We start from the raw sequence: 26,091 nt of genomic DNA, 5'->3' as shown, positions 1-26,091 counted from the left end.
GGAATGAAAGCCAGCTGGGTGGCTGATGAAGAGAAAAGCAAAGTTCAAATGATGTCAGGAGCAGACATGCTGATGGAGGCACTTGAAAAAGAAGGGGTAGACGTCTTGTTCGGCTATCCTGGAGGTGCTGTCCTTCCAATCTATGATGCCCTTTACAAGAAAAATATCAGACATATTTTAACCCGCCATGAGCAAGGAGCCATCCATGCAGCTCAAGGGTTTGCAAGGGTTACCGGAAAAGCGGGAGTTGTCATAGCCACCTCGGGGCCGGGGGCAACGAATCTCGTTACTGGAATTGCTGATGCCATGATTGATTCTCTCCCGCTTGTCATCTTCACCGGGCAGGTGGCAACATCTGTTATCGGTACAGACGCTTTCCAGGAAGCTGACATAGTCGGTGTAACGATGCCGATCACCAAACATAACTACCAGGTAAGACGAGTGGAAGACCTTCCCGGGATCGTCCAGGAAGCCTTTCATATCGCTCAGACAGGAAGGCCAGGTCCGGTTCTGGTAGACATACCAAAAGATATTTCGACGGCTTTAGGAGCATTTTCTACTCCGAAAGAAGTCACACTGCCAGGTTACCAGCCAACAGTCATGCCGAATCTTCTCCAAGTAAAACGGCTGGCAGACGCCATTGCCACTGCAAAAAAACCTGTCATTCTTGCAGGTGCGGGTGTGCTGTTCGCTGGAGCAGAGAATGAAATCCTTACCTTGGCTGAACAGCATCGGATTCCGGTCGCCAATACATTGCTCGGGCTTGGCAGCTTCCCATCCGATCATCCCCTTTTCCTGGGAATGGCCGGAATGCATGGCACATATGCCGCGAATATTGCTCTGCACGAGTGTGATCTCCTGATTGGAATCGGAGCACGGTTCGATGACCGTTTGACAGGTGATCTAAATCACTTCGCCAAGAAAGCAGCCGTTGCCCATATTGACATTGATCCGGCTGAGATTGGCAAGAACGTGGAAACTCTGATTCCGATTGTCGGTTGTGCAAAGCATACCGTTTCAGCATTGCTTAGAGAAAGCACATCGTCAGGAGATACGACAGAATGGGTTTATCATTTATCTGAGCTGAAGAGCAGTTATCCGCTCTGGTATAAAAAAGACGGTGAAACGCTAAAACCCCAGAGGCTGCTGGAAATCATTCATGAGGAAACAAAAGGGGAAGCGGTCATTACGACAGACGTGGGACAGCATCAGATGTGGACAGCGCAATATTATGGTTTTTCCAAACCAAACCGCTGGGTAACTTCAGGAGGATTAGGAACGATGGGATTCGGATTCCCGGCAGCTATCGGGGCGAAAATTGGAAATCCAGAACTTCCTGTTGTTGCTGTAACAGGTGATGGCGGATTCCAAATGACATTACAGGAGCTATCTGTTCTTCAAGAATTGAAGCTGCCTGTCATCATTGTCATCGTTAATAACCAGTCACTGGGAATGGTTAGGCAGTGGCAGGAGATCTTTTACGAAGAACGTTATTCACAATCCCTCATTCCTGTTCAGCCTGACTTTGTAAAACTGGCAGCAGCTTATGGCATTGACGCAGCGGTTGTTACTACAGAAGAGGATGCCAAAGTGAAGCTTGCTAACGCGCTGGAGTCCAATTCTCCTTTCCTTCTCGACTGCAGGGTAACTTCGGATGAAAATGTCTATCCGATGATTGCTCCCGGGAAAGGAATTCATCAAATGATTGGGGTGAAACCATGAGGCGCATTATAACAGCTACCGTTTTAAACCAGAGCGGTGTGTTAAACCGGCTGACAGGACTACTGACAAAAAGGCAATTTAACATTGAGAGCATCACGGTAGGACATTCCGATGATCCGGGGATATCAAAAATTACGATTGTTGTGCAGGTCGAGGATGACAGAAAACTCGAACAGCTGCTTAAACAGCTGCATAAACAGATCGATGTGCTGAAGGTAAAAGATCTCACCGATATGGCACTTGTAGCCAGAGAATTGGCGCTGATTAAAGTCATTACCACACCAGATACACGGAGTGAGATAAAAGTTATTATCGAGCCTTTCAGAGCAGCCATCATTGATGTAAGCCTTGAAAACGTTACGATTGAGGTGACAGGCGACAATGAAAAAGTAGAGGCGTTGATCGAGCTTCTGCGGCCGTACGGAATTAAGGAAATTTCCAGAACAGGGCTTACCGCAATGCCGCGCGGAACACAAAAAACAGTGTATAACCTGAATCAGTTTTCTATTATCTAAAAATAACTATAAAACCTAGGGAGAGATGTAAAAATGGCAAAAGTTTATTATGACAAGGAAATCGCTGATCAATACTTAAACGGAAAAAAGGTAGCCGTTATTGGATATGGATCTCAAGGGCATGCCCACGCTTTGAATTTGAAAGAAAGCGGATATGACGTTGTAGTTGGTGTAAGACAGGGGAAATCCTATGACCAGGCTGTTGAAGATGGTGTCCGAGTAGCATCTGTAGAAGAAGCTTCCAATGAAGCGGATGTCATCATGATTCTTCTGCCGGATGAACTTCAGCCGCAAGTCTATAAAAGGGAGATCGAACCGGCGCTGACTCCGGGGAATGCACTTGTTTTTGCACATGGTTTCAATGTTCATTTCCATCAGATCGTTCCGCCGGATTTCGTCGATGTTTTCCTTGTTGCTCCTAAAGGACCGGGACATCTTGTAAGACGCACGTATGAAGCTGGAGCAGGTGTTCCTGCGCTGATCGCGGTTTATCAGGATGTTACGGGAACTGCGAAAGAAACGGCGCTTGAATATGCAAAAGGGATTGGAGCTGCAAGAGCCGGCGTTCTTGAAACAACCTTTAAAGAAGAAACCGAAACCGATCTGTTTGGTGAGCAGGCTGTCTTGTGCGGAGGATTGACTTCACTTGTCAAGACAGGTTTTGAAACTCTTGTAGAAGCTGGGTACCAGCCAGAGGTCGCCTACTTTGAATGTCTGCACGAGCTGAAGCTGATTGTTGACTTGATGTACGAAGGCGGCCTTGAAGGAATGAGATATTCCATTTCTGATACAGCTCAATGGGGCGATTTCCAATCCGGTCCAAGAGTAGTAGATGAAGATACAAGAACGAAAATGAGAGCGGTTCTGAAGGATATCCAAAACGGAGAGTTTGCTAAAGGCTGGATCTTGGAAAATCAGGCAAACCGCCCGGTGTTCCATGCCATCAATGAGAGTGAAAAACATCATCCGATTGAAGTAGTCGGCCGCGAGTTAAGAGCAATGATGCCTTTTGTTAAACAACAGAAGGAAAAAACGAAGGAGGCGGTGACAAGTGCGAAAAATTGACATCTTTGACACAACATTGCGGGACGGAGAGCAAACGGCAGGAGTGAACTTGAATGCCCAGGAAAAGCTTGAGATAGCCAAACAGCTCGAGCGGCTCGGTGTAGATGTCATTGAAGCAGGGTTCCCGGCTGCCTCCCCTGGTGATCTTGCAGCGGTAAAAAGAATATCCGATGAAATCAAGAACAGTTCGGTAACAGGTCTCGCCCGTTCGACGACAAAGGATATTGATGCGGCATGGGAAGCATTAAAAGGATCACCTGAACCTCGGCTGCATGTTTTCTTAGCAACATCGCCGATCCACATGACATATAAACTGAAAAAAACTCCGGATGAAGTGGTTGAAACAGCCGTTCGATCTGTGAAATACGCACGCGAGCGTTTTCCAATCGTACAATGGTCTGCAGAAGATGCCTGCCGGTCAGATCTGGCTTTTCTCGTAAAAATCATTGAGCAAGTGATTGATGCAGGTGCCACTGTCATTAATCTTCCAGATACTGTTGGCTATTACAGTCCTGCTGAATACGGACACCTTTTCCGGTACGTGAGAGAGCATGTACCAAATATCCATAAGGCGAAATTATCTGCTCATTGCCATGATGACCTTGGCATGGCTGTTGCTAATTCATTAGCAGCGATCGAGAACGGAGCCGATCAGATTGAATGTACGATCAACGGAATTGGTGAAAGAGCAGGCAATGCTTCATTAGAAGAAATATCAGTCGCTCTAGCTATCAGGAATACTTTTTATCAGGCAGAAACCAGACTGGAACTGAAAGAGATCAGCCGCACGAGCGGACTTGTCAGCAGACTGACAGGAATCAGCGTTCCGCCGAATAAGGCTGTAGTCGGCAGAAACGCTTTTGCTCATGAATCTGGAATCCATCAGGATGGCGTGCTTAAAGAAAAGTCAACGTATGAGATTATTACGCCCGAACTGGTCGGAGTATCCTCCAACCAGCTCGTTCTCGGAAAGCATTCAGGAAGGCACGCATTCCGGAAACATATTAACAAACTGGGCTTTGAACCCGGTGAGGAGCAGCTTAATGAACTGTTCAACGAATTTAAAGCACTGGCCGACCGGAAGAAGGAGCTTACAGAAGAAGACATTCTGGCCCTCCTTCTCGAACATCAAATCCAGCCGCCAGTCCCTATGTACCAGTTAGGTGATATTCAGGTGAACTATGGCACGAATAATATTCCGACTGCAACCATTACGCTAAAAGCGCCAGATGGAAAGAGCATCCAGGAAGCAGGCACAGGCTCAGGAAGTGTAGAGGCCATTTACAATACATTGGATAAAATGCTGCCGCTGCCTGTACAGCTGAAAGATTACCGTATTCAATCCGTCGGTTCAGGAAGAGATGCATTAGCACAGGTCTATGTTCTGCTAAAGTACGAGGAACAGGAAATCAACGGAAGCGGAACTGCTCAGGATGTGCTTCAAGCATCAGCAAAAGCATACGTTCATGCGTTAAACAAAACGATTATGAACGTTCAAAAAGAAGAATTAGTGAAAGTCAGTCTATAAATTTTATGAGGAGGGGTCAAGATGGAAAAAACAATTACAGTCTTGCCGGGTGACGGAATCGGACCGGAAGTAATGAAAGGGGCATTGCGGGTGCTCAAAGCCATTGAATCCCGATTTCAGCATCGTTTTACAGTGACGGAGATGCCGATCGGCGGAAAAGCCATCGATGAGACAGGAAATCCACTGCCCCCTGAAACGCTTGAACAATGCAAAAAGAGTGACGCGGTTCTTTTGGGAGCCGTGGGTGGACCTAAATGGGATGGCATGGATCAGCGTCCCGAACACGGACTGCTCCAAATCCGTAAGGAACTCAACGTTTTCGCCAATCTGAGGCCGGTAAAAGCATTCAGTCCATTAGCAGATATTTCTCCGCTAAAACCTGAACTGATCGAAAATGTAGACTTGGTGTTTGTAAGAGAACTGACAGGCGGCTTGTATTTCGCTCAGCCAAAAGGGAGATCAGGATCCGATGAAGCGGTAGACACGCTGTACTATCATAGGCAAGAAATTGAAAGAGTAGTGAAAAAGGCGTTTGAACTTGCGGCTTCCAGAACCGGAAAGCTGACTTCAGTGGATAAAGCCAATGTGCTGGAATCAAGCAAACTATGGAGGGAAGTTGTAAACGAAATAGCGATGAGCTTTCCAGATGTTAAAGTTGACCACATGCTTGTTGACAATGCGGCCATGCAGCTTGTCCGGAACCCTGCACAATTTGATGTTATCGTGACAGAGAATATGTTTGGCGACATCCTGTCTGATGAAGCCTCCATGATTACCGGATCTCTTGGAATGCTTGCCTCGGCATCATTGAGTGAAGAAGGTGCAGGATTGTTTGAACCCGTTCATGGTTCAGCTCCTGATATTGCAGGAACTAATACGGCCAATCCGCTGGGAATGGTACTTTCAGCAGCAATGATGCTCAGACATTCCTTTCATATGAACGAAGAGGCGGATGCCATTGAAATGGCCGTTCAGGAAGTCCTGAACGCGAAATTCCGTACGGGTGACATACAAACCAAAAAGAGCAGAGTCTCAACAACGGATGAAATGGTGGAACAGTTGGTTTACCGGCTGGAGGAAGACGCGGCGGCCGCAACGCTGCTTGAAATATATGTGTAAGGAGGAAGGTGCAAAATGGCAAAAACAATCATAGATAAAATCTGGGATAAACACGCAGTCATTCAGGAAAAGAACAAGCCCGGTCTTTTATATATTGACCTGCACCTCCTTCATGAGGTGACTTCCCCGCAAGCCTTTGCCGGCTTGCGGGAAAAGAATAGAAAAGTCCGAAAACCCGCCCTTTGTTTTGCAACGATGGATCATAACATACCGACCAAAAATCGGTTTGTCATTGATGACCGCATCGCGCTGAAGCAAATTCAAACCCTTGAGGAAAACTGCAAAGAATATGGTATTCATTTGGAAGGTCTTGACTCTGCTGACCAGGGAATCGTACATGTCATCGGTCCGGAGCTTGGCCTGACGGTACCCGGCAAAACCATCGTATGCGGAGACAGCCATACTTCTACACACGGAGCGTTTGGTGCCTTGGCTTTTGGGATTGGAACGAGCGAAGTGGAGCATGTTCTGGCCACCCAGACACTTTGGCAGCAAAAACCGAAGCAGCTCAAAGTGAATATTGAAGGAAAACCAGGATTCGGCGTAACAGCCAAAGACATTGTACTTGCTCTTATTGCCAGGCATGGTACTAACGCCGGTGCAGGACATGTTATTGAATTTACAGGAGAGACGGTAAGAAATTTCACAATGGAAGAACGGATGACATTGTGCAACATGTCCATTGAAGCGGGTGCGAAAGCAGGTTTGATTGAACCAGATGATACAACGTATGAGTATATTAGAGGAAGAAAATACGCTCCTAAAGATTATGAATTTGAAGAAAAAGTGAAGCAGTGGGAGGACCTTAAGTCGGATTCCAATGCTTCATACGACAAAGTTATCGAGATCGATGCATCAGAAGTTGAGCCGATGGTCACCTGGGGAACGAATCCTTCAATGGGTGTGGGAATCTCTGAGAATGTTCCTTCATTTAAAGAAGGGCAACCAGAAAGAGAGAGAGAATCCCTGCAAAAAGCACTTGCCTATATGGGTTTAGCGCCGGGACAGTCTCTGACTGAAGTACCTGTTCAGCACGTATTCATCGGTTCTTGTACAAATTCAAGGCTAAGTGATCTGAAGGCTGCAGCTCAAGTCATTAAAGGAAAAAAAGTTCACGCCGGGGTCCACGCGATAGTGGTTCCTGGTTCACAGCAAGTAAAAGTTAAGGCAGAAAAAGAAGGACTGCACAAGGTTTTTCAGGAAGCAGGCTTTGAATGGAGAGATTCAGGATGCTCCATGTGTCTTGGGATGAACCCGGATATCGTTCCGGAAGGCGAGAGATGTGCCTCCACATCCAACAGAAACTTTGAGGGCAGGCAGGGCAAAGGAGCGAGAACTCATCTTGTGAGTCCGACGATGGCCGCAGCAGCTGCCATTGAAGGTAAATTCGTGGACGTCCGAAAATTTGTTTCAGGTACGAGAGAAGGTGAAGCGTATGCCAGGATTTAAGACTTTTACCGGAACAGCAGCCGTATTAGACCGTGAAAATGTGGATACAGATCAGATTATTCCTAAGCAATTCCTAAAACGGGTCGAGCGCAGTGGGTTTGGCCAGTATTTGTTTTTCGATTGGCGTTTCAACCGTGATGGCACCCCGAACGCTGAATTTGAACTGAATAAGGAGGATGCAGAGGGAGCTGAGATTTTAATCGCAGGTGCAAATTTCGGATGCGGTTCTTCGAGAGAGCACGCTCCATGGGCACTGAAGGATTATGGATTCAAAGTCATTATCGCTCCTGACTTTGCGGATATCTTCTATAATAACTCTTTGAAGAATGGCATTCTCGTCATCACCCTGCCTAAACCGGTGATTGATCAATTGAAAACCAGTGTGGAAAACGGGAATAAGAAGTTAACTCTCAGCCTGGACCGTCAGGAAATCTCTGCAGGTACAGAGGTGGCAGCTTCGTTCGATTTTGATCCCTATTGGAAAGAGATGCTGCAGAACGGCTGGGATGAAATTTCAATCACTATGCAGTATGATGATGAGATCAGCCAATTCGAGAACAAGATGGGAGTAGTCTAACAGCCAAATTCAGCCGTTCACTTCCAGGATCAGGCCCCATTTGGTTTGAATAACAGCTAAGCGGGAATAATAGTGTTTAGAAGCATCGGGATGGCGTAAGCCTTCTATCCTATTATTCCCTATCCCTTTTAGGGAAATTTGTACATATGAGCAATCCTGCACAATGGCTGTGCAGGATTTATTGTTACTTCCTGAAGACTGACTCATCTTGAGTTTACGCCTTTAAACTGTTAAACTGATGCAAATAGAAACTGGAAGTGAAGAAACCTTATGGCTAATGAAAAAAAAGGTAAGAAAATCAGCAATGTCGTACTGTTCCCTAATTTGCCGGCCCGATTGCTTGAAAAAGGAATGTCTTCCTTAAAAGCAAAGCAATTTAAGGAATCTTTATCCTGTTTTCTTCAGCTGCTGGAGATAGAACCGGGACATTCTCAGGGACATCTGGGTGTTGTGTTAAGCCTGATTGAACTTGGCCAGCTTCAAGAAGCGAAAATAAGAGCAGATAAAATGCTCAAGCAGGGAATCGGAGAATATTTTGATGTATTGCAGATTTATCTTTCTGTCCTTATTCAGCTTTCAGAATATGAATCCGTTGTGTCTGTTGTTGAAGCGGTGCTTGAGGAACATCAGCTTCCAGCCGCTCAGGCAGAATCCTTTTATCAGCTTCTGCATTTCAGCCGGAAGATGACAGATGATCCAGAACCGCCGATTGATCTATCACCAGAGCCGCACCAGGACCGTTCCAAAGAAATTGAAACCCTTCGGAACATGATGACAAGTGGTGAAATACATAACCAGTGGATTGCCATGCAGCAATTAAGCTATATGAATCCAGAGGATACTATAGCGGTTTACCGGGAGTTCTTGGAAAATGAAGAGGGCAACCCAGGCATCAAGACCATGGCACTAAACTATTTAAAATCAAAGGACATACAGGAAACCGTAACCTTACATAAGTTTGGAAATACCTATTCCATCAACATTCAGGAACTTCATGATGTCTATGAAGATCCATTTAACCTTGAAGTAAAAAAAGAATTGGAGGATCGGCTGGAACAGGATAATCCGACTCTGACAGAATTTGCTGTTACGATATGGTGGGACTACATCCTTGCTATTTATCCCCAGGTGCCCGAACCGGCAGATTCTCATTATTGGGCACGTGCTCTTCAGTGTGCAGCTGGTAAACTGAGCGGTATGGACACCTGTGATGCCATCGAATCCGAAATTGAGATCCACCCTGAAACTTTAGAAAAAGCGGTCGAACAACTCCTTGACATTGAGAGGTTTACGTTCGGCCCGAATAAATTTCAAGGATACTAATACGGAAACAATCAGGGTCATTGTTGAAATACAAGTCTGTTATGATATAATGGAATGGTTGTAACGAAAATGTAAGATTTTCAATGAAATACGTAATGTTGGAGGGAACTTTGAATGAGTGCAAAATGGGAAAAGTTAGAAGGTAATCAAGGTGTCTTAACGATTGAAGTTGAGGCTTCTGAAGTAGATACAGCTCTTGACCAAGCATTTAAAAAAGTGGTTAAACAAGTAAACGTACCAGGTTTCCGTAAAGGAAAAATGCCAAGAAAAATGTTTGAACAGCGTTTTGGAGTAGAATCTCTATACCAAGATGCTCTAGACATCATCTTGCCGCAAGCATACAGCCAAGCTGTAGAAGAAGCAGGAATTGATCCAGTTGACCGTCCAGAGGTTGACATCGAGCAAATGGAAAAAGGAAGCAACCTTGTTTTCACTGCTAAAGTTACAGTAAAGCCTGAAGTTAAACTTGGTGAATACAAAGGGCTTGAAGTTACTGAATTCGACGCATCTGTAACAGACGAAGATGTTGACAGCGAAATCAAACGTCTTCAAGAGCAGCAAGCTGAGCTTGCTGTAAAAGAAGAAGGCGAAGTAGAAAACGGTGATACAGCTGTTATCGATTTCGAAGGATTCGTTGACGGAGAAGCGTTCGAAGGCGGAAAAGCTGAGAACTATCCACTTGAAATCGGATCTGGTTCTTTCATCCCTGGATTTGAAGAGCAATTGATCGGAGACAAAGCAGGTACTGAAAAAGAGGTTAACATTACGTTCCCTGAAGAATACCATGCAACGGAGCTTGCTGGTAAGCCTGCAGTCTTCAAAGTGAAAATCCATGAAATTAAATCAAAACAGCTTCCTGAGCTAAACGACGAGTTTGCTAAAGAAGCTGATGCAGAAGTTGAAACGCTTGACGCTCTTAAAGCAAGCATCCGTACGAAGCTTGAAGAAAGCAAAAAGCATGAAGCTGAGCACCACACTCGCGATTCAGTCGTTGACAAAGCGGTTGATGCAGCAGAAGTTGATATTCCAGAAGCAATGGTCAACACAGAATTAGACCGTATGGTTCAAGAATTTGGACAACGTCTGCAAATGCAAGGTATGAACCTTGACCTTTACTTCCAGTTCTCTGGCACGGATGAAGCTGCTCTTCGTGAGCAAATGAAAGAAGATGCTGGAAAACGCGTGAAAACGAACCTAGTACTTGAAGCGATCTCTGAAGCTGAAAAAATTGAAGCTACGGAAGAAGAAATCAATGAAGAGCTTAAGAAAATGGCTGAAATGTACAACATGGACGTAGAGAAAATTACGCAAATGCTTGCTATGCAAGGCGGAAACGACGCAGTAGCAGCTGATCTTAAAATCAGAAAAGCTATTGACCTGCTAGTGGATAACAGCAAAACAATTGCATAAGATAGAGTAAGGTCTGGCAAGGCACGAACTTTTCGTGCCTTGTTTTATATAATTATTTATCCTTCTTGGCAGGAAAAAGCGCTTTTTTATTGAAACTTTTTTAAAGGCTTTATTTTAGGATTAAGGTTTTAAAATAAGCCATAAGGTTAATACTTATAGAACACATTGATTACAGCCAAATACATACTATTAATTGTCAAGGAAGGGTTTTTATTTCCGTTCATTAGGGGATATATGATACAATCCAATACATAAACTTGCGGAAATGAAATCAGTAAGCACTTGAAATAATTGCTTATAGAGTAATGAAACAAGCATATCTGGAAACGGTATGAAAAGGTAATTGGTTTCATCCAATTTAAGGTTTAGGGGTGATTTCATTGTTTAAATTCAATGACGAAAAAGGGCAGCTGAAATGTTCCTTTTGTGGAAAAACGCAGGATCAAGTTCGTAAACTGGTAGCAGGACCAGGTGTATATATTTGTGACGAATGTATCGAGCTATGCACTGAAATTGTGGAAGAGGAGCTTGGTACCGAAGAGGATGTAGAGCTTAAGGAAGTTCCGAAGCCAATGGAAATCCGCAAGATTCTCGATGAATACGTCATTGGCCAGGAACAGGCTAAGAAGTCTCTTTCCGTAGCAGTATATAACCACTACAAACGCATTAATTCTTCACAAAAGTCCGATGAAGTGGAGCTTGCAAAAAGTAACATCGCCATGATCGGGCCTACAGGAAGCGGTAAAACGCTATTGGCTCAAACGCTTGCCAGAATCCTAAATGTTCCTTTCGCGATTGCTGATGCGACTTCTTTAACAGAAGCCGGTTATGTGGGCGAAGATGTTGAGAACATTTTGCTTAAATTGATTCAAGCGGCTGATTACGATGTAGAAAAAGCTGAAAAAGGCATTATTTACATTGATGAAATCGATAAAATTGCCAGAAAGTCTGAAAATCCTTCCATCACCCGTGATGTATCTGGAGAAGGTGTACAGCAGGCCCTTCTTAAAATCTTAGAGGGTACCGTTGCAAGCGTACCCCCGCAAGGCGGAAGAAAGCATCCGCATCAGGAGTTCATTCAAATCGATACCACAAATATTCTATTTATTTGCGGTGGTGCATTTGATGGCATCGAACAAATCATCAAACGCCGTTTAGGGAAAAAAGTTATCGGATTCAGCTCTGAATCCAGACAGGCAGAACTTAAAGCAGGAGAATACCTGGCAAAAGTATTGCCTGAAGATTTGCTTCGCTTTGGTCTTATCCCGGAATTCATCGGCCGTCTGCCTGTGACAGCAAGTCTAACTCCGCTTGATGAGGATGCACTTGTTGAAATTTTGACAAAGCCAAAAAATGCGCTTGTTAAGCAATACCAAAAGCTTCTTGATCTTGATGGTGTTGAACTTGAGTTCAACGAAGAAGCTCTTACTGAAATTGCCAATCAGGCTATCGAACGCAAAACTGGTGCACGTGGTCTGCGTTCTATCATTGAAGGAATGATGCTGGACGTTATGTTCGAACTTCCTTCCCGAGAAGACGTGGCTAAGTGTATCATTACAAAAGAAACGGTAGCTGATAAAGTTCCGCCGAAACTCGAACTTGAGGACGGTACAATTGTGGAACCTAAAAAGGAAACACCGAAAGAAAGTGCGTAAGAAGAATTAAAACCAGCCTTTAGGGGCTGGTTTTTTTGTTTTGGGTTTATTAAAGCCATACTGAGCTGAAAGAGACACTCAAGTTTTTACTGCACCATTGACTTACAAAGGCATTGTTTTTAATCTATGAAAACTTGAGCGATTCTAAAGCATAACCTCCTCAGCTTTTCCATTTTCTCTGTTTAGTCCGGTACCCACTCGGAGATACTAGGAGCATAAAAAAAATTCGGGAGGAAGAAATGAACTGGACTGGAATCGCTTTACTCATTCAGCTGTTTTTTGGAATTGTAATTGGACTTTACTTTTGGAACCTGTTGAAGAGCCAGCGCACTCAAAAAGTGAGTATTGATAAAGAATCAAAGAAGGAAATGGACCAATTGCGGAAGATGCGGTCGATCTCATTGACTGAACCGCTGTCTGAACGAGTAAGACCGGGGAAGTTTGCTGATATCGTTGGCCAGAAGGATGGTATCAAGGCTCTGCATGCTGCGCTTTGCGGACCTAATCCACAGCATGTGATTGTTTATGGACCTCCAGGCGTCGGAAAAACCGCTGCAGCACGTCTTGTACTGGAAGAAGCGAAGCGGAATAAGAAGTCGCCATTCCGTCCCACTTCGGTGTTCGTTGAATTGGATGCAACGACAGCCAGATTTGACGAGCGTGGGATTGCAGATCCTTTGATCGGTTCCGTTCATGACCCAATCTATCAGGGAGCGGGGGCGATGGGGCAGGCCGGAATTCCACAGCCAAAACAAGGAGCGGTAACAAACGCTCACGGCGGCGTCCTTTTTATCGATGAAATTGGAGAACTTCACCCGATTCAGATGAATAAATTGCTCAAAGTACTAGAAGACCGAAAAGTATTTTTAGAGAGCGCATATTATAACGAAGAAAATACAAACATACCTTCACACATCCATGATATTTTTCAAAATGGCCTTCCTGCTGATTTTAGACTGATTGGGGCAACCACACGGACGCCTGATGAAATTCCGCCTGCTATCCGTTCACGTTGTCTGGAAGTCTTCTTTAGAGAGCTTCAGTCTCCGGAAATTCAGCAGATCGCTATGAAAGCAGCAGATAAAGTAAACATGAATGTTGAAGAAGATTCGGTCGAACTGCTTTCCAAGTATGCTAAAAATGGCCGTGAAGCCGTAAACATGATGCAGATCGCAGCAGGGCTGGCGATTACAGAAGACCGAAATTTCATCAAAAAAGCGGATTTGGAATGGGTCATCCATTCAAGTCAGATGACTCCGCGTCCAGAGAATAAGATCTCTGAAGAACCAAAGGTGGGGCTAGTAAACGGACTTGCAGTCTACGGCCCTAACAGCGGGTCATTGCTGGAGATTGAAGTCACCGTTTTACCGGCGAAAAAACAGGGTACGATTACGATAACAGGTATAGTGGAAGAAGAATCGATCGGCAATAATACAAAATCGATCAGAAGAAAAAGCCTGGCAAAAGGATCGGTCGAAAATGTGCTGACCGTCCTTCGAAATATGGGAGTAGATTCTGCGCTGTATGATATTCATGTCAATTTTCCAGGCGGCGGGCCGGTCGATGGGCCGTCAGCAGGGATCGCGATCGCGACTTCAATTTATTCAGCGATCCACAATGTGGAGATTGATAATGAGCTGGCTATGACCGGTGAATTAAGCGTACATGGAAAAGTGAAGCCGGTCGGAGGCGTGATGGCCAAAGTATTAGCGGCTAAACTTGCGGGAGTCAAGAAGGTCATCATTCCAAAGGATAACGATCAGGCTATACTTCGGGAGATCACTGGCATAGAGATCATTCCAGTGACAAAATTATCTCAGGTGTTTCAACTCGCCTTTCCTGAAATGGATAAAGGTAATCAGCAGGCCATCCCTGCTTCAGGCTTTTTACAGTCCCCTCCGAAATCTGTCTAAAGAGGGGGCTTTCCTTTCGAGTATGAAAACGAGCTCCAATTAGACAAAATGGCTCTTTATAGGTAGAATTGTACAAAGACTGAAGAAATTTCTTCATTGTTTTATGGCATTGTAATTGTATGTTAAGCTCTATGAGGCGAACTCAATACTGCTGTGAAGCTGAAAATGCCATTATTCTAAAAATAGGCTGCATGAATTTGAAATCATTCAATACATTAAGCAGTATTCGGAGGTGTGTTAAATGGACGAACAAACTACCCGCATCCTTCCCCTCCTTCCTCTTCGCGGCCTGCTGGTGTATCCCACCATGGTGCTTCACCTTGATGTAGGAAGGGAAAAATCCGTACAGGCATTGGAGCAAGTCATGCTTGATGATCAGCATATTTTCCTTTCAACACAAAAGGAAGTAGCTGTAGAAGATCCGAGCGGCGAACAAATATATGAAATCGGAACCCTTTCAAAAGTAAATCAGATGCTAAAGCTCCCGAACGGCACGATCCGTGTGCTCGTTGAAGGTATTAAGCGCGGAAAAATAAAGCAGTTCATTGACCGTGTGGAATACTTGGAGGTAGAAGTAGAACTGATAGAAGACCAGGGCGAAAAGGACTTGGAAATCCAGGCCCTTATGAGAACGGCTCTTCAGCAATTTGAGCAGTACATAAACCTTTCCAAAAAGGTAACACCTGAAACGTTGGCTTCTGTGCAAGATATCGAAGAACCGGGACGATTGGCAGATGTGATTTCTTCCCATCTATCGTTAAAAATTAAAGAAAAACAGCATATTCTTGAAATTGTTGACGTAAAGGAACGATTGAATCATCTTATTTCCATCCTGAACAATGAAAAAGAAGTATTAGGGTTGGAGAAGAAGATCGGCCAGCGCGTCAAAAAGGCGATGGAAAAGACACAGAAGGAATATTACCTCCGTGAACAGATGAAAGCCATTCAGAAAGAACTTGGAGATAAAGAGGGCAAAACAGGCGAAATCTCCTCGCTCAAAGAAAGAATTGAAAAATCGGATATGCCTGAAAATGTGCAGGAGATCGCACTTAAAGAATTGGACCGCTATGAAAAAATGCCAGGGTCTTCTGCTGAGAGCTCGGTCATTCGAAACTATATCGACTGGCTGATCAATTTGCCTTGGACAAAAGAAACGAAAGATCAGCTGGACATCATCCGTACAGAGAAGATCTTAAACGAAGATCATTACGGACTTGAAAAAGTAAAAGAGCGTGTGCTGGAGTATTTGGCTGTTCAGCAGTTAACCAATTCATTGAAAGGGCCCATCCTTTGTCTTGTCGGACCGCCTGGTGTCGGTAAAACGTCGCTCGCCCGTTCCATTGGAAAAGCAATCGGAAGAAATTTTGTCCGCATTTCCCTTGGAGGAGTGCGGGATGAAGCGGAAATACGAGGCCATCGCAGAACATATGTCGGTGCGATGCCTGGCCGTCTCATTCAGGGAATGAAGAAGGCAGGTACGATCAATCCAGTGTTCCTTCTTGATGAGATCGATAAAATGTCCAATGACTTCAGAGGCGATCCATCCTCTGCCCTATTGGAAGTGCTGGATCCGGAACAAAATAATTCGTTCAGCGACCATTTCATCGAAGAACCTTATGATCTTTCCAAGGTTATGTTCATTACAACAGCGAACAGCTTGGCGACCATCCCTGGCCCGCTGCTTGACCGTATGGAGATCATTTCAATCGCAGGGTATACAGAAGTGGAAAAAGTTCATATCGCTAAAAATCACCTTATTCCAAAACAATTGAAAGAGCACGGCTTGACAAAATCGCAGTTTCAGCTGAAAGAAGATGCTATTCTTAAACTCGTTCGAAACTATACGAGAGAAGCAGGCGTCAGGAGCATGGAGCGCCAGATTGCAGGCTTATGCAGAAAAGCAGCCAAACAGATTGTGTCAGGAGAGAAGAAAAGGGTTACCATCACTGACAGAAACCTCGAGAGCTATATTGGAAAACCGCGCTTCCGTTATGGCCAGGCTGAGATGGAAGATCAGGTAGGAGCAGCTACAGGCTTGGCGTATACAACCGCAGGCGGCGATACGCTGTCTATTGAAGTCGCTCTTACGCCTGGAAAAGGGAAATTGATTCTTACCGGTAAGCTCGGAGACGTAATGAAGGAATCCGCCCAGGCGGCGCTGAGCTATGTTCGTTCCAGAGCAGAGGAGTTCGAAATTGATCCGGACTTTTATGAAAAGACGGATATTCATATTCACGTTCCGGAGGGAGCTACACCTAAGGACGGCCCTTCTGCAGGTATTACCATCGCAACGGCATTGGTATCCGCACTTTCAGGAAAGCCTGTTCGCAAGGATGTAGGCATGACGGGTGAAATCACACTTCGCGGCCGTGTTCTGCCGATCGGCGGCTTAAAAGAAAAATCATTGAGCGCCCATCGTGCAGGAATCCAAACTGTTATCATGCCTAAAGAAAATGAAAAAGACATAGATGATATCCCGGAAAGTGTCCGCAGCAGTCTTGCGTTTATACCGGTATCTCATCTGGATGAAGTGTTAAAACATGCGTTAGTGGGAGATAGTAAATGAAAGTAACAAAAGCAGATATCGTCATTTCGGCTGTAAAGCCTGAGCAGTACCCTGAAGACCAGCTACCGGAAATCGGCCTCGCCGGCCGTTCCAACGTTGGGAAGTCTTCATTTATTAATAAAATGATTGCGCGCAAAAACCTGGCCAGAACATCATCACGGCCAGGTAAAACGCAAACTCTTAATTTCTACATCATCAATGAGCAGCTCTATTTCGTGGATGTTCCGGGATACGGATTTGCTAAAGTTTCAAAGAGCGAGAGAGAAGCCTGGGGCAGGATGATTGAACGTTATATCATGGAAAGGCCACAGCTGAAAGCTGTTGTCCAGCTCGTTGATGTACGCCATGCACCGTCTAAAGACGATGTGATGATGTATGATTGGCTGAAATATCATGACATCCCTGTCATCGTTGTCGCCACCAAGTGTGACAAGATTCCAAAAGGAAAATGGGAAAAACATTTAAAAGTCGTCCGTGACACATTGAAAAAGAAACCAGACGATCCGCTGATTCTTTTTTCTTCTGAAACGGGCTATGGGAAGGATGCTGCATGGAGCACCATCCTTGGATACACACAAAAAAAATAAACCAGAGCATCTGCTCTGGTTTATTTTTTCTTGATAAAGATAAAATAAGCACCGACTCCGATCAGGATGAACGGCCAAAATCCTTCAATGGACGAAAACCATTCTTTGATCGAGGGAGTGTCTGATTTGTTGAAGAAGCTCCATCCTGAGATGGCAAGCAGTACAATGCCTGCCAGCAAGCCCTCTTTGGTTTGCTTATACATATATAAAAAGGCAAGAGCTATAATAAGGATGATCATGGCAGGCTCCTTGGGCCAGCCGTCAATATGAGATATGGCGTGAAAATGGATGCCTAAGCCAAGCAGCAGGATCGCAGAAAAAGCACTTGGGCCCTCTTTCCCGCTTGCACTTTGAACAAGAAAGGCCAAGCCGATGATGATTAGAAAAGTTGGCCAAGTTAAATAAGGCAGTACATATGTAACGTTCATTTGCCGAGCTAAGAAAAATAGCCCGATTCCCAGCAATACAATTCCTGAAAAATTTCCTTTACCTTTCATTATAACCTCCAAATCATTTGACACGAATGGCTCTTATCTTAAAGATTGTTGCTTGGTGCAGGGTTTATGTCTAGCTTCCTTCCTTGACAAGTTGATTGGAGTGAAAGGTGCGAGACTCCTGCGGGACTTGCGTGACAGGTGAGACTCCCGCAGGCGCCTGCGCCAAGAGGCTCACCGCACGCCCCGCGGAAAGCGAGCAACCTGAAACGGAAATCAACCACTCCTAAGAGCATCAAAGATTGCGAAAATAGCCAAACGAGTAAATCAAACCTTTGCTAAAAGGGTCGAAATTTGTTATTTTTATATGGGTATTAGATTATAATTTTTTTAAATTAGCGCTATTTTTTTATAGTTTATTACGGTTTGGACAGAATAGGGAAGAACTATTTCGCTTGTCCTATCATAGCATACGATTCATATTCTGTTCACAATTTTAAAATGATTATTTCATAGTACATGTTATAATGATTATGGATATTTACTGTGGTATTTACGATAGAGATAAAGGGGGTGAGTGGGATGCACATCCTTGTTGTCGGTTTAAATTATAAGACAGCACCTGTTGAGATTCGAGAAAAAGTTGCATTCAATCCAAATGAGATGGACCAGGCTTTGAGGGCTTTGCGGGAAAGGAAAAGCATATTGGAATGTACGATCGTTTCAACATGCAACCGGACAGAAGTATACGCCGTGGTGGATCAGATCCATACAGGGCGCTATTACATGAAGTCTTTCCTTGCAGAATGGTTTTCTATTGATACAAATGAATTGAATCCGTTCTTGTTTATCCGTGAAGAAGAGATCGCTGTCGAGCATCTTTTCAGAGTAGCTGCGGGTCTTGATTCTATGGTTCTCGGAGAAACGCAAATTCTCGGACAGGTTCGTGACAGCTTCCTTCTTGCACAACAGGAAGGAACAACAGGCACAATCTTTAACCATCTGTTCAAACAGGCAATAACACTTGCAAAACGATCCCACTCGGAAACAGAAATTGGGGAAAATGCTGTATCTGTAAGTTATGCTGCTGTTGAGCTTGCAAAGAAAATCTTTGGCGGGCTTGAAAAGAAAGACATCTTAATCGTGGGTGCAGGCAAGATGGGTGAACTGACTGCCAAGCATCTTCACAGCAATGGAGTAGCCAGTGTCCATGTCGTCAACCGAACGTTTGAAAAAGCGTCAGAACTGGCTGGGCGGTTTGAAGGAACGGCTCACCCTATAGAGCATTTAACATCTGTGCTGGCACATGCCGATATTGTCATTACGTCAACCGGATCGGATTCCTACGTTATTACAAAAGAGATGGTTCAATCTGTACTTAAGCAAAGAAAAGGCCGTCCTTTGTTCATGGTGGACATCGCCGTTCCACGTGATTTGGATCCATCATTGGACGAACTGGAAAGCGTTTTTCTTTACGATATAGATGATCTGGAAGGCATCGTAGAAGCCAATTTGGCTGAGCGAAAGAAAGAAGCTGAAAAGATCGAGATCATGATCGAAGAAGAAATTATCGGCTTCCATTCATGGGTCAACATGCTTGGAGTTGTGCCGGTGATAACTGCATTGCGTGAAAAAGCGCTTGCTGTTCAAGCAGAAACAATGCAGAGCATTGAGCGTAAAATGCCTCAGTTAACGGACCGTGAGAAAAAAGTGTTGAGCAAGCATACCAAAAGCATAGTGAATCAGCTGCTGCGCGATCCAATTGTAAGGATTAAAGAGCAAGCCGGAGAACCTGGGGCGGATCAGGCGCTTGAATTTTTCACAAAGATCTTCGCGCTTGAAGAAGAGGTTAAACGGCAAGAGCTAAAAAGTGAAATGGAATCAACAAAGTTAAGTGAAACATCCCCTTCATTGCCTCTGTAACGGGAATGTCACTGGGCTCCTAGAGAGGAGTTTCTGATATGCAGAACGCAAATTGGATATATGATACAACAATCATCTTGTATGCTTTAAGCATCATAGGTTATTTTATCGACTTTTTACAAAACAACCGGAAGGCTAACCGAATGGCCTTCTGGTTGCTTTCTATTGTCTGGATGCTGCAGACGGTATTTTTTGTCCAGAGAATGATAGAAGTAGGCCGTCCGCCTATTTTAACGCCTTTTGAAGGCTTGTTTTTTTATGCCTGGATCTTAGTGACTTTCTCTTTGGTCATGAACTATTTTTTCAGGATCGATTTCTTAGTATTCTTTACGAACGTGCTCGGGTTTTTGATTATGTCTATTAATCTTTTTGCTCCTGGAGAACAGGTGAGTGATGAGATGTCGACCCGTCTCATTTCGGAGCTGCTGGTGATTCATATTACGATGGCTTTCGTTTCCTATGGTGCATTCACCCTCTCTTTTATCTTTTCGATCATGTATCTGCTTCAGCACAGGCTCTTAAAGCAGAAAAAGTGGAGCAAGAGGCTGCAGCGTCTTGGAAGCCTGTCTACCCTTGAAAGGCTATCCTTTGTACTGAATATGACAGGTGTTCCAATTCTGCTTTTAAGTTTAATACTAGGCGTGATCTGGGCATTCTTAAAGATACAGGGCTTTTCACTGCTTGACGCCAAAGTCATTACGTCTTTTATCGTCATCGCGGTATACAGTGTGTTTTTATATCAAAAAGTGGCGAAGGGTCTTCAAGGAAAGACCTTGGCGATCTGGAACACGGGAGCTTTTCTTATCGTTCTGATCAATTATTTTCTGGCATCCACCCTTACTGAATTTCATTTTTGGTATCAATAAGGCATATGGTCACTCTTTTAGGAGGTTTTATAGATGAGAAAAATAATAGTAGGTTCAAGACGAAGCAAACTGGCACTCACTCAAACAAACTGGTTCATTGACCAATTGAAGGCGCTGGGCCTTCCTTTTGAGTTCGAGGTGAAGGAAATCGTGACCAAGGGAGATGTGATCCTTGATGTCACTCTCTCAAAAGTAGGGGGTAAAGGGCTGTTTGTGAAAGAAATTGAACAGGCCATGCTTGATAAAGAGATTGATATGGCAGTACATAGTATGAAGGACATGCCCTCTGTTCTGCCGGATGGGCTGATCATCGGCTGCACACCTAAACGTGTTGACCCAAGGGATGCCTTTATTTCAGAAAAATATAACTCGTTAGAAGAGCTTCCGGCAGGATCGATTGTCGGTACGAGCTCACTCCGCCGGGCTGCACAGCTTTTGCATGTCCGTCCGGATCTTGAAATTAAATCAATCAGAGGAAACATCGATACACGTCTTGGTAAATTAAAATCTGGTGAGTTTGATGCTATCATTCTTGCGGCTGCAGGTCTTGAAAGAATGGGATGGTCAGCGGATACGGTGACTGAATACCTGCCAGTGTCACTGAGCCTTCCTGCGGTAGGACAGGGCTCTCTGTCTATTGAATGCCGGGAAGACGATGCTGAGCTAAGAGCTCTTCTTCAGCATCTGAATGATGAAGACACGTACAAAACGGTGATGGCAGAACGCGCATTCCTTCACACGCTGGAAGGCGGATGCCAGGTGCCGATTGCGGCCTACGCAGAAAGAACAGAAGAGGGGGACATCTCCTTAGCTGGGCTTGTTGCTACTCCTGATGGCAAAACAGTAATCAAGGAGCAGGCTGTCTCGGATGATCCCAACATGCTCGGAGTGACACTAGCTGTTAAGCTTCAGGAGAAAGGTGCACATGAGATCCTTGAGAAAGTAAAGAAAGACCTGGGAATATGAAGTCCCGGCCTTTAGCGGGAAAGACGGTTGTCGTCACAAGGCCGGCTCATCAATCTGCAAGTCTTCTTGCAAAGCTTGAAGAAGAAGGGGCAGAGGCTGTCAGCTTTCCGGTACTGCACATAGCAAAAGCAACCATGGATTCAGAAGAAGAAGCTGTGCTTCAGCAGCTGGAGCAGTTTGATTGGGTGGTCTTTACGAGTGCGAATGGTGTACGTTATTTTCTTCAAATGCTTCAGGAGACTGGGAAGACGATTACTTCTCAGAAAATAGCGGCGGTCGGCCCAAAAACCGCTCGAAGGCTTGAGGAGAAAGGAATTTCTATTGATCTGATGCCGGGGAAGTATGAAGGGAAAGAACTGGCGGTAGAATTAAAGAAAAGAGTGAAACCGGGTTCCAAAGTACTCGTTCCAAAAGGCAGCCTTGCCAAGCAGACGGTGGCAAATACGCTACATGACCTTGCTCAAGTAACCGAGATCATCGTTTACGAGACGAAGAAAGCAGAAGTATCAATACACCAGCTTCCCGAGAAGGTGGACGTGATCATTTTTATGAGCCCATCCAGTGTTGTTTATTTCGGTGAAGCGGCTGGTGATCGCCGGGTAATGTACCAGAAGAACACTTTGGCAGCCTGTATTGGGCCAGTAACAGAGGAAAAAGCGAAACAATCCGGGTTTCATAAGCGGATCAGTGCCACTGATTATACAGAAGAAGGTATAATAGAGGCTGTGAAGTGTTTTATCGGAGAGGAGAAATAATATGAATTTTCAGCGTCATAGAAGATTACGAAGCAGTGAGAGCATGCGTGCACTCGTGAGGGAAACGCATGTAAGAACAGACGATTTGATTTATCCGATCTTTTTTGTTGAAGGTGAGCGCATTAAGCAGGAAGTCCCTTCCATGCCTGGTGTTTACCATGTATCTCTCGATTATCTAGAAGAGGAAATGCAGGAGCTTGTGGACCTTAACATCCGTTCTGTTATGGTTTTCGGAGTACCCGACCATAAGGATGATGCAGGAAGCTCGGCGTATGACCATAATGGAATCGTACAAAAAGCCATCAAGAAAATAAAAAGTGGTTTTCCGCAGCTTACCGTTATTGCTGATACATGCCTTTGCCAATATACGGATCATGGACATTGCGGGATCATTCGGGACGGAGAAGTTCTGAATGATGAATCACTCTCTGCGCTTGCAAACACAGCAGTTTCTCAAGCAAAAGCTGGAGCGGACATCATTGCTCCTTCCAACATGATGGATGGGTTTGTTGCAGCGATTCGTGAAGGACTGGACGAAGCTGGTTTTATAAATGTGCCGATCATGTCTTACTCTGTAAAATATTCCTCTGCCTATTATGGGCCGTTCAGAGAGGCTGCTCACAGCTCTCCTCAGTTCGGGGACCGCAAATCTTATCAGATGGACCCGGCCAATCGCCTGGAAGCACTGCGTGAAGCAGAGTCGGATATTGAAGAAGGAGCAGACTTCCTTATGGTAAAACCCGCGCTTGCATATTTGGATGTACTCCGTGAACTGAAAGACCGTTACCCTCTTCCGCTTGTCGCCTATAATGTGAGTGGTGAATATTCCATGATCAAAGCCGCTGCCCAAAACGGCTGGATTGATGAAGAAAGCATCGTGATGGAAACATTGACGGGCATGAAGCGTGCAGGTGCTGATCTGATTATTACGTATCATGCGAAAGATGTATCACGCTGGTTAAACCGCTAGGACAGGAGGATTTAAACATGAGAATCTTTAAAAAATCAAGTGCAGCCTTTCAGGAAGCCAAGAAATACATGCCAGGCGGTGTCAACAGCCCAGTGCGTGCGTTTAAATCAGTAAACATGGATCCTGTATACATGGAACGGGGAAAAGGTTCCAAAATCTATGATATCGATGGAAATGAGTATATAGATTACGTGCTATCCTGGGGTCCTTTAATCCTTGGACATGCCAATGAAATAGTAGTGGATGCCCTTAAAAAAACAGCCGAGCTTGGTACGAGCTTTGGAGCTCCGAACGAGTGGGAAACGAAGCTCGCCAAGCTTGTTGTAGAAAGGGTCCCTTCCATTGAAATCGTCCGCATGGTGAACTCCGGAACAGAAGCGACGATGAGTGCGCTTCGCCTTGCCCGCGGATATACAGGCAGAAACAAAATCCTGAAATTTGAAGGCTGTTACCATGGCCATGGCGATTCATTGCTCATTAAAGCAGGTTCAGGTGTGGCTACGCTTGGACTTCCTGACAGCCCGGGAGTTCCTGAGTCGGTCGCTAAGAACACCATTACAGTTCCTTACAATGATCTTGAAAGTGTACGCTATGCGTTTGAGCAGTTCGGTGATGACATTGCGTGTATTATCGTCGAGCCGGTTGCCGGAAACATGGGCGTAGTCCCTCCCCAAAAAGGATTCCTGGAAGGTCTTCGAGAGGTAACCAAACAATATAGATCTCTTTTAATCTTTGATGAAGTCATGACCGGTTTCCGTGTGGATTACCATTGTGCGCAAGGATATTTTGGCGTTACTCCTGATCTTACCTGCCTTGGCAAGGTCATTGGCGGAGGCCTTCCTGTCGGCGCGTACGGCGGGAAGAAGGAGATCATGGAGCAGATCGCACCAAGCGGTCCAATCTATCAGGCAGGAACCCTCTCAGGAAATCCTCTGGCGATGGCAGCGGGTTATGAGACTTTGTCTCAGCTTACACCGGAATCGTATCAGGACTTTGTGAAAAAAGGCGACCGCCTAGCTGAGGGGATTGCAGCGGCTGCAGAAAAATACCGCATTCCGCATAGCTTGAACCGTGCGGGCTCCATGATCGGATTTTTCTTTACCGATGAGGACGTGGTGAACTACGAAACTGCGAAATCATCGAACCTTGATTACTTCACACGCTACTTTAAATATATGCTGGAAGAAGGAATCTCACTTCCTCCTTCCCAGTTTGAAGGTCTCTTCCTATCAACTGAACACAGTGGTGAGGATATTGAGAAAACCATTGCTGCATGTGAAAAAGCCTTCTCCAGACTATAAAGACAAACTGCTCCTTTAAGGGGCAGTTTTTTTGTTCTTCTCTTTCCAATCATATTTTTACCAAGTTGGTCATAATCCTGTAACGTATGAGATATTTGGCTGAAAGGAGGAGAAAGGCATGAATCCATCGAAGCTGCGTTTCTCCATAGAGGAGTCTGTCTGGTTAAAGAAAGGACAGGAAGTTGCAGAAGTGTTATCAATGGCACTGGAGCCTGATATTCAGATTACTGAAGAAGGCGGCCAGGTTTGTGTTAAAGGAGCTTTAATGCTGCATGGAGAGTACCGTCCATGTGCAATGGATGATGGGAATTCTCTCAATTTGGAAACAGGCTCACTCAGAGAGCAGGTTTCCTATCGTTCGCTGACACAGCTGAAAATGAACGATGAGGGGATAGCAGAGCTGGATCATCGGTTCCCTGTTGACATCACGATCCCTTCAACACGGGTTCAAAAGCTTGAAGAGGTGTTTGTTCTTGTTGATGCCTTTGATTATGAGCTTCCCAATCCAACCTGCCTGGAGCTAACTGCATCCATTTCCATCTCCGGCATTCAGGATGGGAATGAAGAACCAGCCCAAGAGGAGCAAGAATCTTTTCAGGGTCAGGCAATGGAAGATGAGGGCATGACGTTTGAGGAAACGCCGATGAATGAAGAAACGGAATACGAGCCGTTCCAGGTTCCCGTATTTGAAGCCAGGTTTGAAGAGAATGAGCAGCAGGATGAGATGAATTCAGAAGAGGAAGCAAGAACGGAAGAACAAGAAATCTTTGCTCCTTTCCAATTTGAATCCAAGAAGCTGTTCGAGATGCCGATCATTGAACCGGAAAGCGAACCTGCGCAAGCAGAATTCACAGAGCCTGCAATCAATTACAACCGTCAAGACGATGAACCTGCAGCCTATCCCACCCCAACCTTTGATGAAGCGGAAGCAATGGAAGAGCAAGAATATCAGCAAGAATATCAGGAAGAATATCAGGAAGAAACGGCTGACAATGGGATTCCGGCTTTAAAGTCGCTTTCTTACTATACACCTTCCTATATACCGCCTGCACCGCCTGCTCCGCCGCCTGCTTTGCCTCAAATCGAGCAGATCAATATACATTCGGAAGAACAGGAAGCTTATAACTACAATCAGCAGCCGCCTCAAGAAGCATTTGAACAGGAACAGGAGCGGGAGGAGGAACAAGAGAAAGTTTCCTCCACTGAGGCAAGGAAAGAGGAGAATGCATTATATTTAACAAAAATGCTTTCTGGAAATGAAGATAGGTTTTCAAAGGTAAAAATGTATATTATACAGCGTGGGGAATCGCTTGACAGCATTTGTGAACGATATGATATCTCTATTCATTCTCTGATGAGAGTCAACAGGATCAATCAGGAAGAGATCGCAGAAGGCCAAATTATTTACATCCCAGTTTCACAAAGCCGTTAAGGTCGGGTGGAAGCG

The 26,091-nt window shown here is 44.9% G+C and carries 21 protein-coding genes; 20 read left to right on the top strand and 1 reads right to left on the bottom strand.

Annotation, left to right across the window (positions count from 1 at the left end; all coding sequences use genetic code 11):
• Positions 1-3 precede the first annotated feature (3 nt).
• From ilvB to yihA, 13 genes are all read left to right on the top strand, one after another.
• A complete protein-coding gene (ilvB, locus tag LCY76_RS15325; RefSeq protein ID WP_248253338.1) occupies positions 4-1,722 on the top strand; it encodes an acetolactate synthase large subunit in 1,719 nt (572 codons plus the stop codon).
• The gene (gene ilvN, locus LCY76_RS15320; protein ID WP_053357650.1) at positions 1,719-2,237 is read left to right on the top strand and encodes an acetolactate synthase small subunit; all 519 of its coding nucleotides are present in this window, start codon (positions 1,719-1,721) and stop codon (positions 2,235-2,237) included. Before ilvB ends, ilvN begins: the two co-directional genes overlap by 4 nt.
• Before the next feature lie 33 nt (positions 2,238-2,270).
• Complete coding sequence (ilvC, locus tag LCY76_RS15315) at positions 2,271-3,302, top strand: ketol-acid reductoisomerase (RefSeq protein WP_248253337.1); 1,032 nt, start codon at positions 2,271-2,273, stop codon at positions 3,300-3,302.
• A complete protein-coding gene (locus LCY76_RS15310; RefSeq protein ID WP_248253336.1) occupies positions 3,289-4,830 on the top strand; it encodes a 2-isopropylmalate synthase in 1,542 nt (513 codons plus the stop codon). The genes ilvC and LCY76_RS15310 overlap by 14 nt, the downstream gene beginning before the upstream one ends.
• Before the next feature lie 21 nt (positions 4,831-4,851).
• Positions 4,852-5,949 (top strand): 3-isopropylmalate dehydrogenase, encoded by a 1,098-nt coding sequence (gene leuB / locus LCY76_RS15305; RefSeq protein ID WP_248253335.1) that lies wholly within the window; start codon positions 4,852-4,854, stop codon positions 5,947-5,949.
• Between the two features lie 15 nt (positions 5,950-5,964).
• Entirely contained in the window at positions 5,965-7,398 is a 1,434-nt protein-coding gene (gene leuC, locus LCY76_RS15300) for a 3-isopropylmalate dehydratase large subunit (protein ID WP_248253334.1), read from the top strand.
• Positions 7,385-7,975 carry a 3-isopropylmalate dehydratase small subunit gene (leuD, locus tag LCY76_RS15295; protein WP_248253333.1) on the top strand — a complete coding sequence of 197 codons (591 nt, stop codon included), beginning with the start codon at positions 7,385-7,387 and terminating at the stop codon, positions 7,973-7,975. The genes leuC and leuD overlap by 14 nt, the downstream gene beginning before the upstream one ends.
• Positions 7,976-8,245: 270 nt before the next feature.
• Positions 8,246-9,298, top strand: coding sequence for a tetratricopeptide repeat protein (locus LCY76_RS15290; RefSeq protein ID WP_248253332.1), 1,053 nt, complete (start codon positions 8,246-8,248; stop codon positions 9,296-9,298).
• Positions 9,299-9,412: 114 nt separating this feature from the next.
• A complete protein-coding gene (tig, locus tag LCY76_RS15285; protein WP_248253331.1) occupies positions 9,413-10,708 on the top strand; it encodes a trigger factor in 1,296 nt (431 codons plus the stop codon).
• 380 nt (positions 10,709-11,088) lie between these two features.
• Complete coding sequence (gene clpX / locus LCY76_RS15280) at positions 11,089-12,363, top strand: ATP-dependent protease ATP-binding subunit ClpX (protein ID WP_053357658.1); 1,275 nt, start codon at positions 11,089-11,091, stop codon at positions 12,361-12,363.
• Positions 12,364-12,602: 239 nt separating this feature from the next.
• Complete coding sequence (gene lonB, locus LCY76_RS15275) at positions 12,603-14,276, top strand: ATP-dependent protease LonB (protein ID WP_248253330.1); 1,674 nt, start codon at positions 12,603-12,605, stop codon at positions 14,274-14,276.
• 241 nt (positions 14,277-14,517) lie between these two features.
• A complete protein-coding gene (gene lon, locus LCY76_RS15270; RefSeq protein ID WP_248253329.1) occupies positions 14,518-16,842 on the top strand; it encodes an endopeptidase La in 2,325 nt (774 codons plus the stop codon).
• A complete protein-coding gene (gene yihA / locus LCY76_RS15265) occupies positions 16,839-17,429 on the top strand; it encodes a ribosome biogenesis GTP-binding protein YihA/YsxC (protein ID WP_248253328.1) in 591 nt (196 codons plus the stop codon). The genes lon and yihA overlap by 4 nt, the downstream gene beginning before the upstream one ends.
• 20 nt (positions 17,430-17,449) lie before the next feature.
• Here the strand turns inward: yihA and LCY76_RS15260 are convergent, their stop codons facing one another.
• Complete coding sequence (locus tag LCY76_RS15260; RefSeq protein WP_053357662.1) at positions 17,450-17,926, bottom strand: LiaF transmembrane domain-containing protein; 477 nt, start codon at positions 17,924-17,926, stop codon at positions 17,450-17,452.
• Between the two features lie 519 nt (positions 17,927-18,445).
• Between LCY76_RS15260 and hemA the strand changes: the two genes are divergently transcribed.
• The 7 genes from hemA (at position 18,446) to spoVID (ending at position 26,076) form a co-directional block, all read left to right on the top strand.
• Entirely contained in the window at positions 18,446-19,786 is a 1,341-nt protein-coding gene (gene hemA, locus LCY76_RS15255) for a glutamyl-tRNA reductase (protein WP_248253327.1), read from the top strand.
• Between the two features lie 38 nt (positions 19,787-19,824).
• Positions 19,825-20,652, top strand: a complete 828-nt coding sequence (locus tag LCY76_RS15250) for a cytochrome c biogenesis protein (protein WP_248253326.1) — start codon at positions 19,825-19,827, stop codon at positions 20,650-20,652.
• A 33-nt stretch (positions 20,653-20,685) separates the two neighbouring features.
• Positions 20,686-21,618, top strand: coding sequence for a hydroxymethylbilane synthase (gene hemC / locus LCY76_RS15245; protein WP_248253325.1), 933 nt, complete (start codon positions 20,686-20,688; stop codon positions 21,616-21,618).
• Entirely contained in the window at positions 21,615-22,373 is a 759-nt protein-coding gene (locus tag LCY76_RS15240; protein ID WP_248253324.1) for a uroporphyrinogen-III synthase, read from the top strand. Before hemC ends, LCY76_RS15240 begins: the two co-directional genes overlap by 4 nt.
• A 1-nt stretch (position 22,374) precedes the next feature.
• A complete protein-coding gene (hemB, locus tag LCY76_RS15235) occupies positions 22,375-23,343 on the top strand; it encodes a porphobilinogen synthase (RefSeq protein WP_248253323.1) in 969 nt (322 codons plus the stop codon).
• Positions 23,344-23,360: 17 nt separating this feature from the next.
• Entirely contained in the window at positions 23,361-24,644 is a 1,284-nt protein-coding gene (gene hemL, locus LCY76_RS15230) for a glutamate-1-semialdehyde 2,1-aminomutase (protein ID WP_248253322.1), read from the top strand.
• Positions 24,645-24,762: 118 nt separating this feature from the next.
• A complete protein-coding gene (gene spoVID / locus LCY76_RS15225) occupies positions 24,763-26,076 on the top strand; it encodes a stage VI sporulation protein D (RefSeq protein WP_248253321.1) in 1,314 nt (437 codons plus the stop codon).
• The last annotated feature ends 15 nt before the right edge of the window (positions 26,077-26,091 follow it).

Source organism: Fictibacillus marinisediminis, assembly GCF_023149135.1.
GTDB classification, from domain to species: Bacteria; Bacillota; Bacilli; order Bacillales; family Fictibacillaceae; genus Fictibacillus_C; species Fictibacillus_C marinisediminis.
The sequence above is the reverse complement of the archived record's forward strand: the minus strand, read 5'-3'. Positions and strand labels throughout refer to the sequence as shown.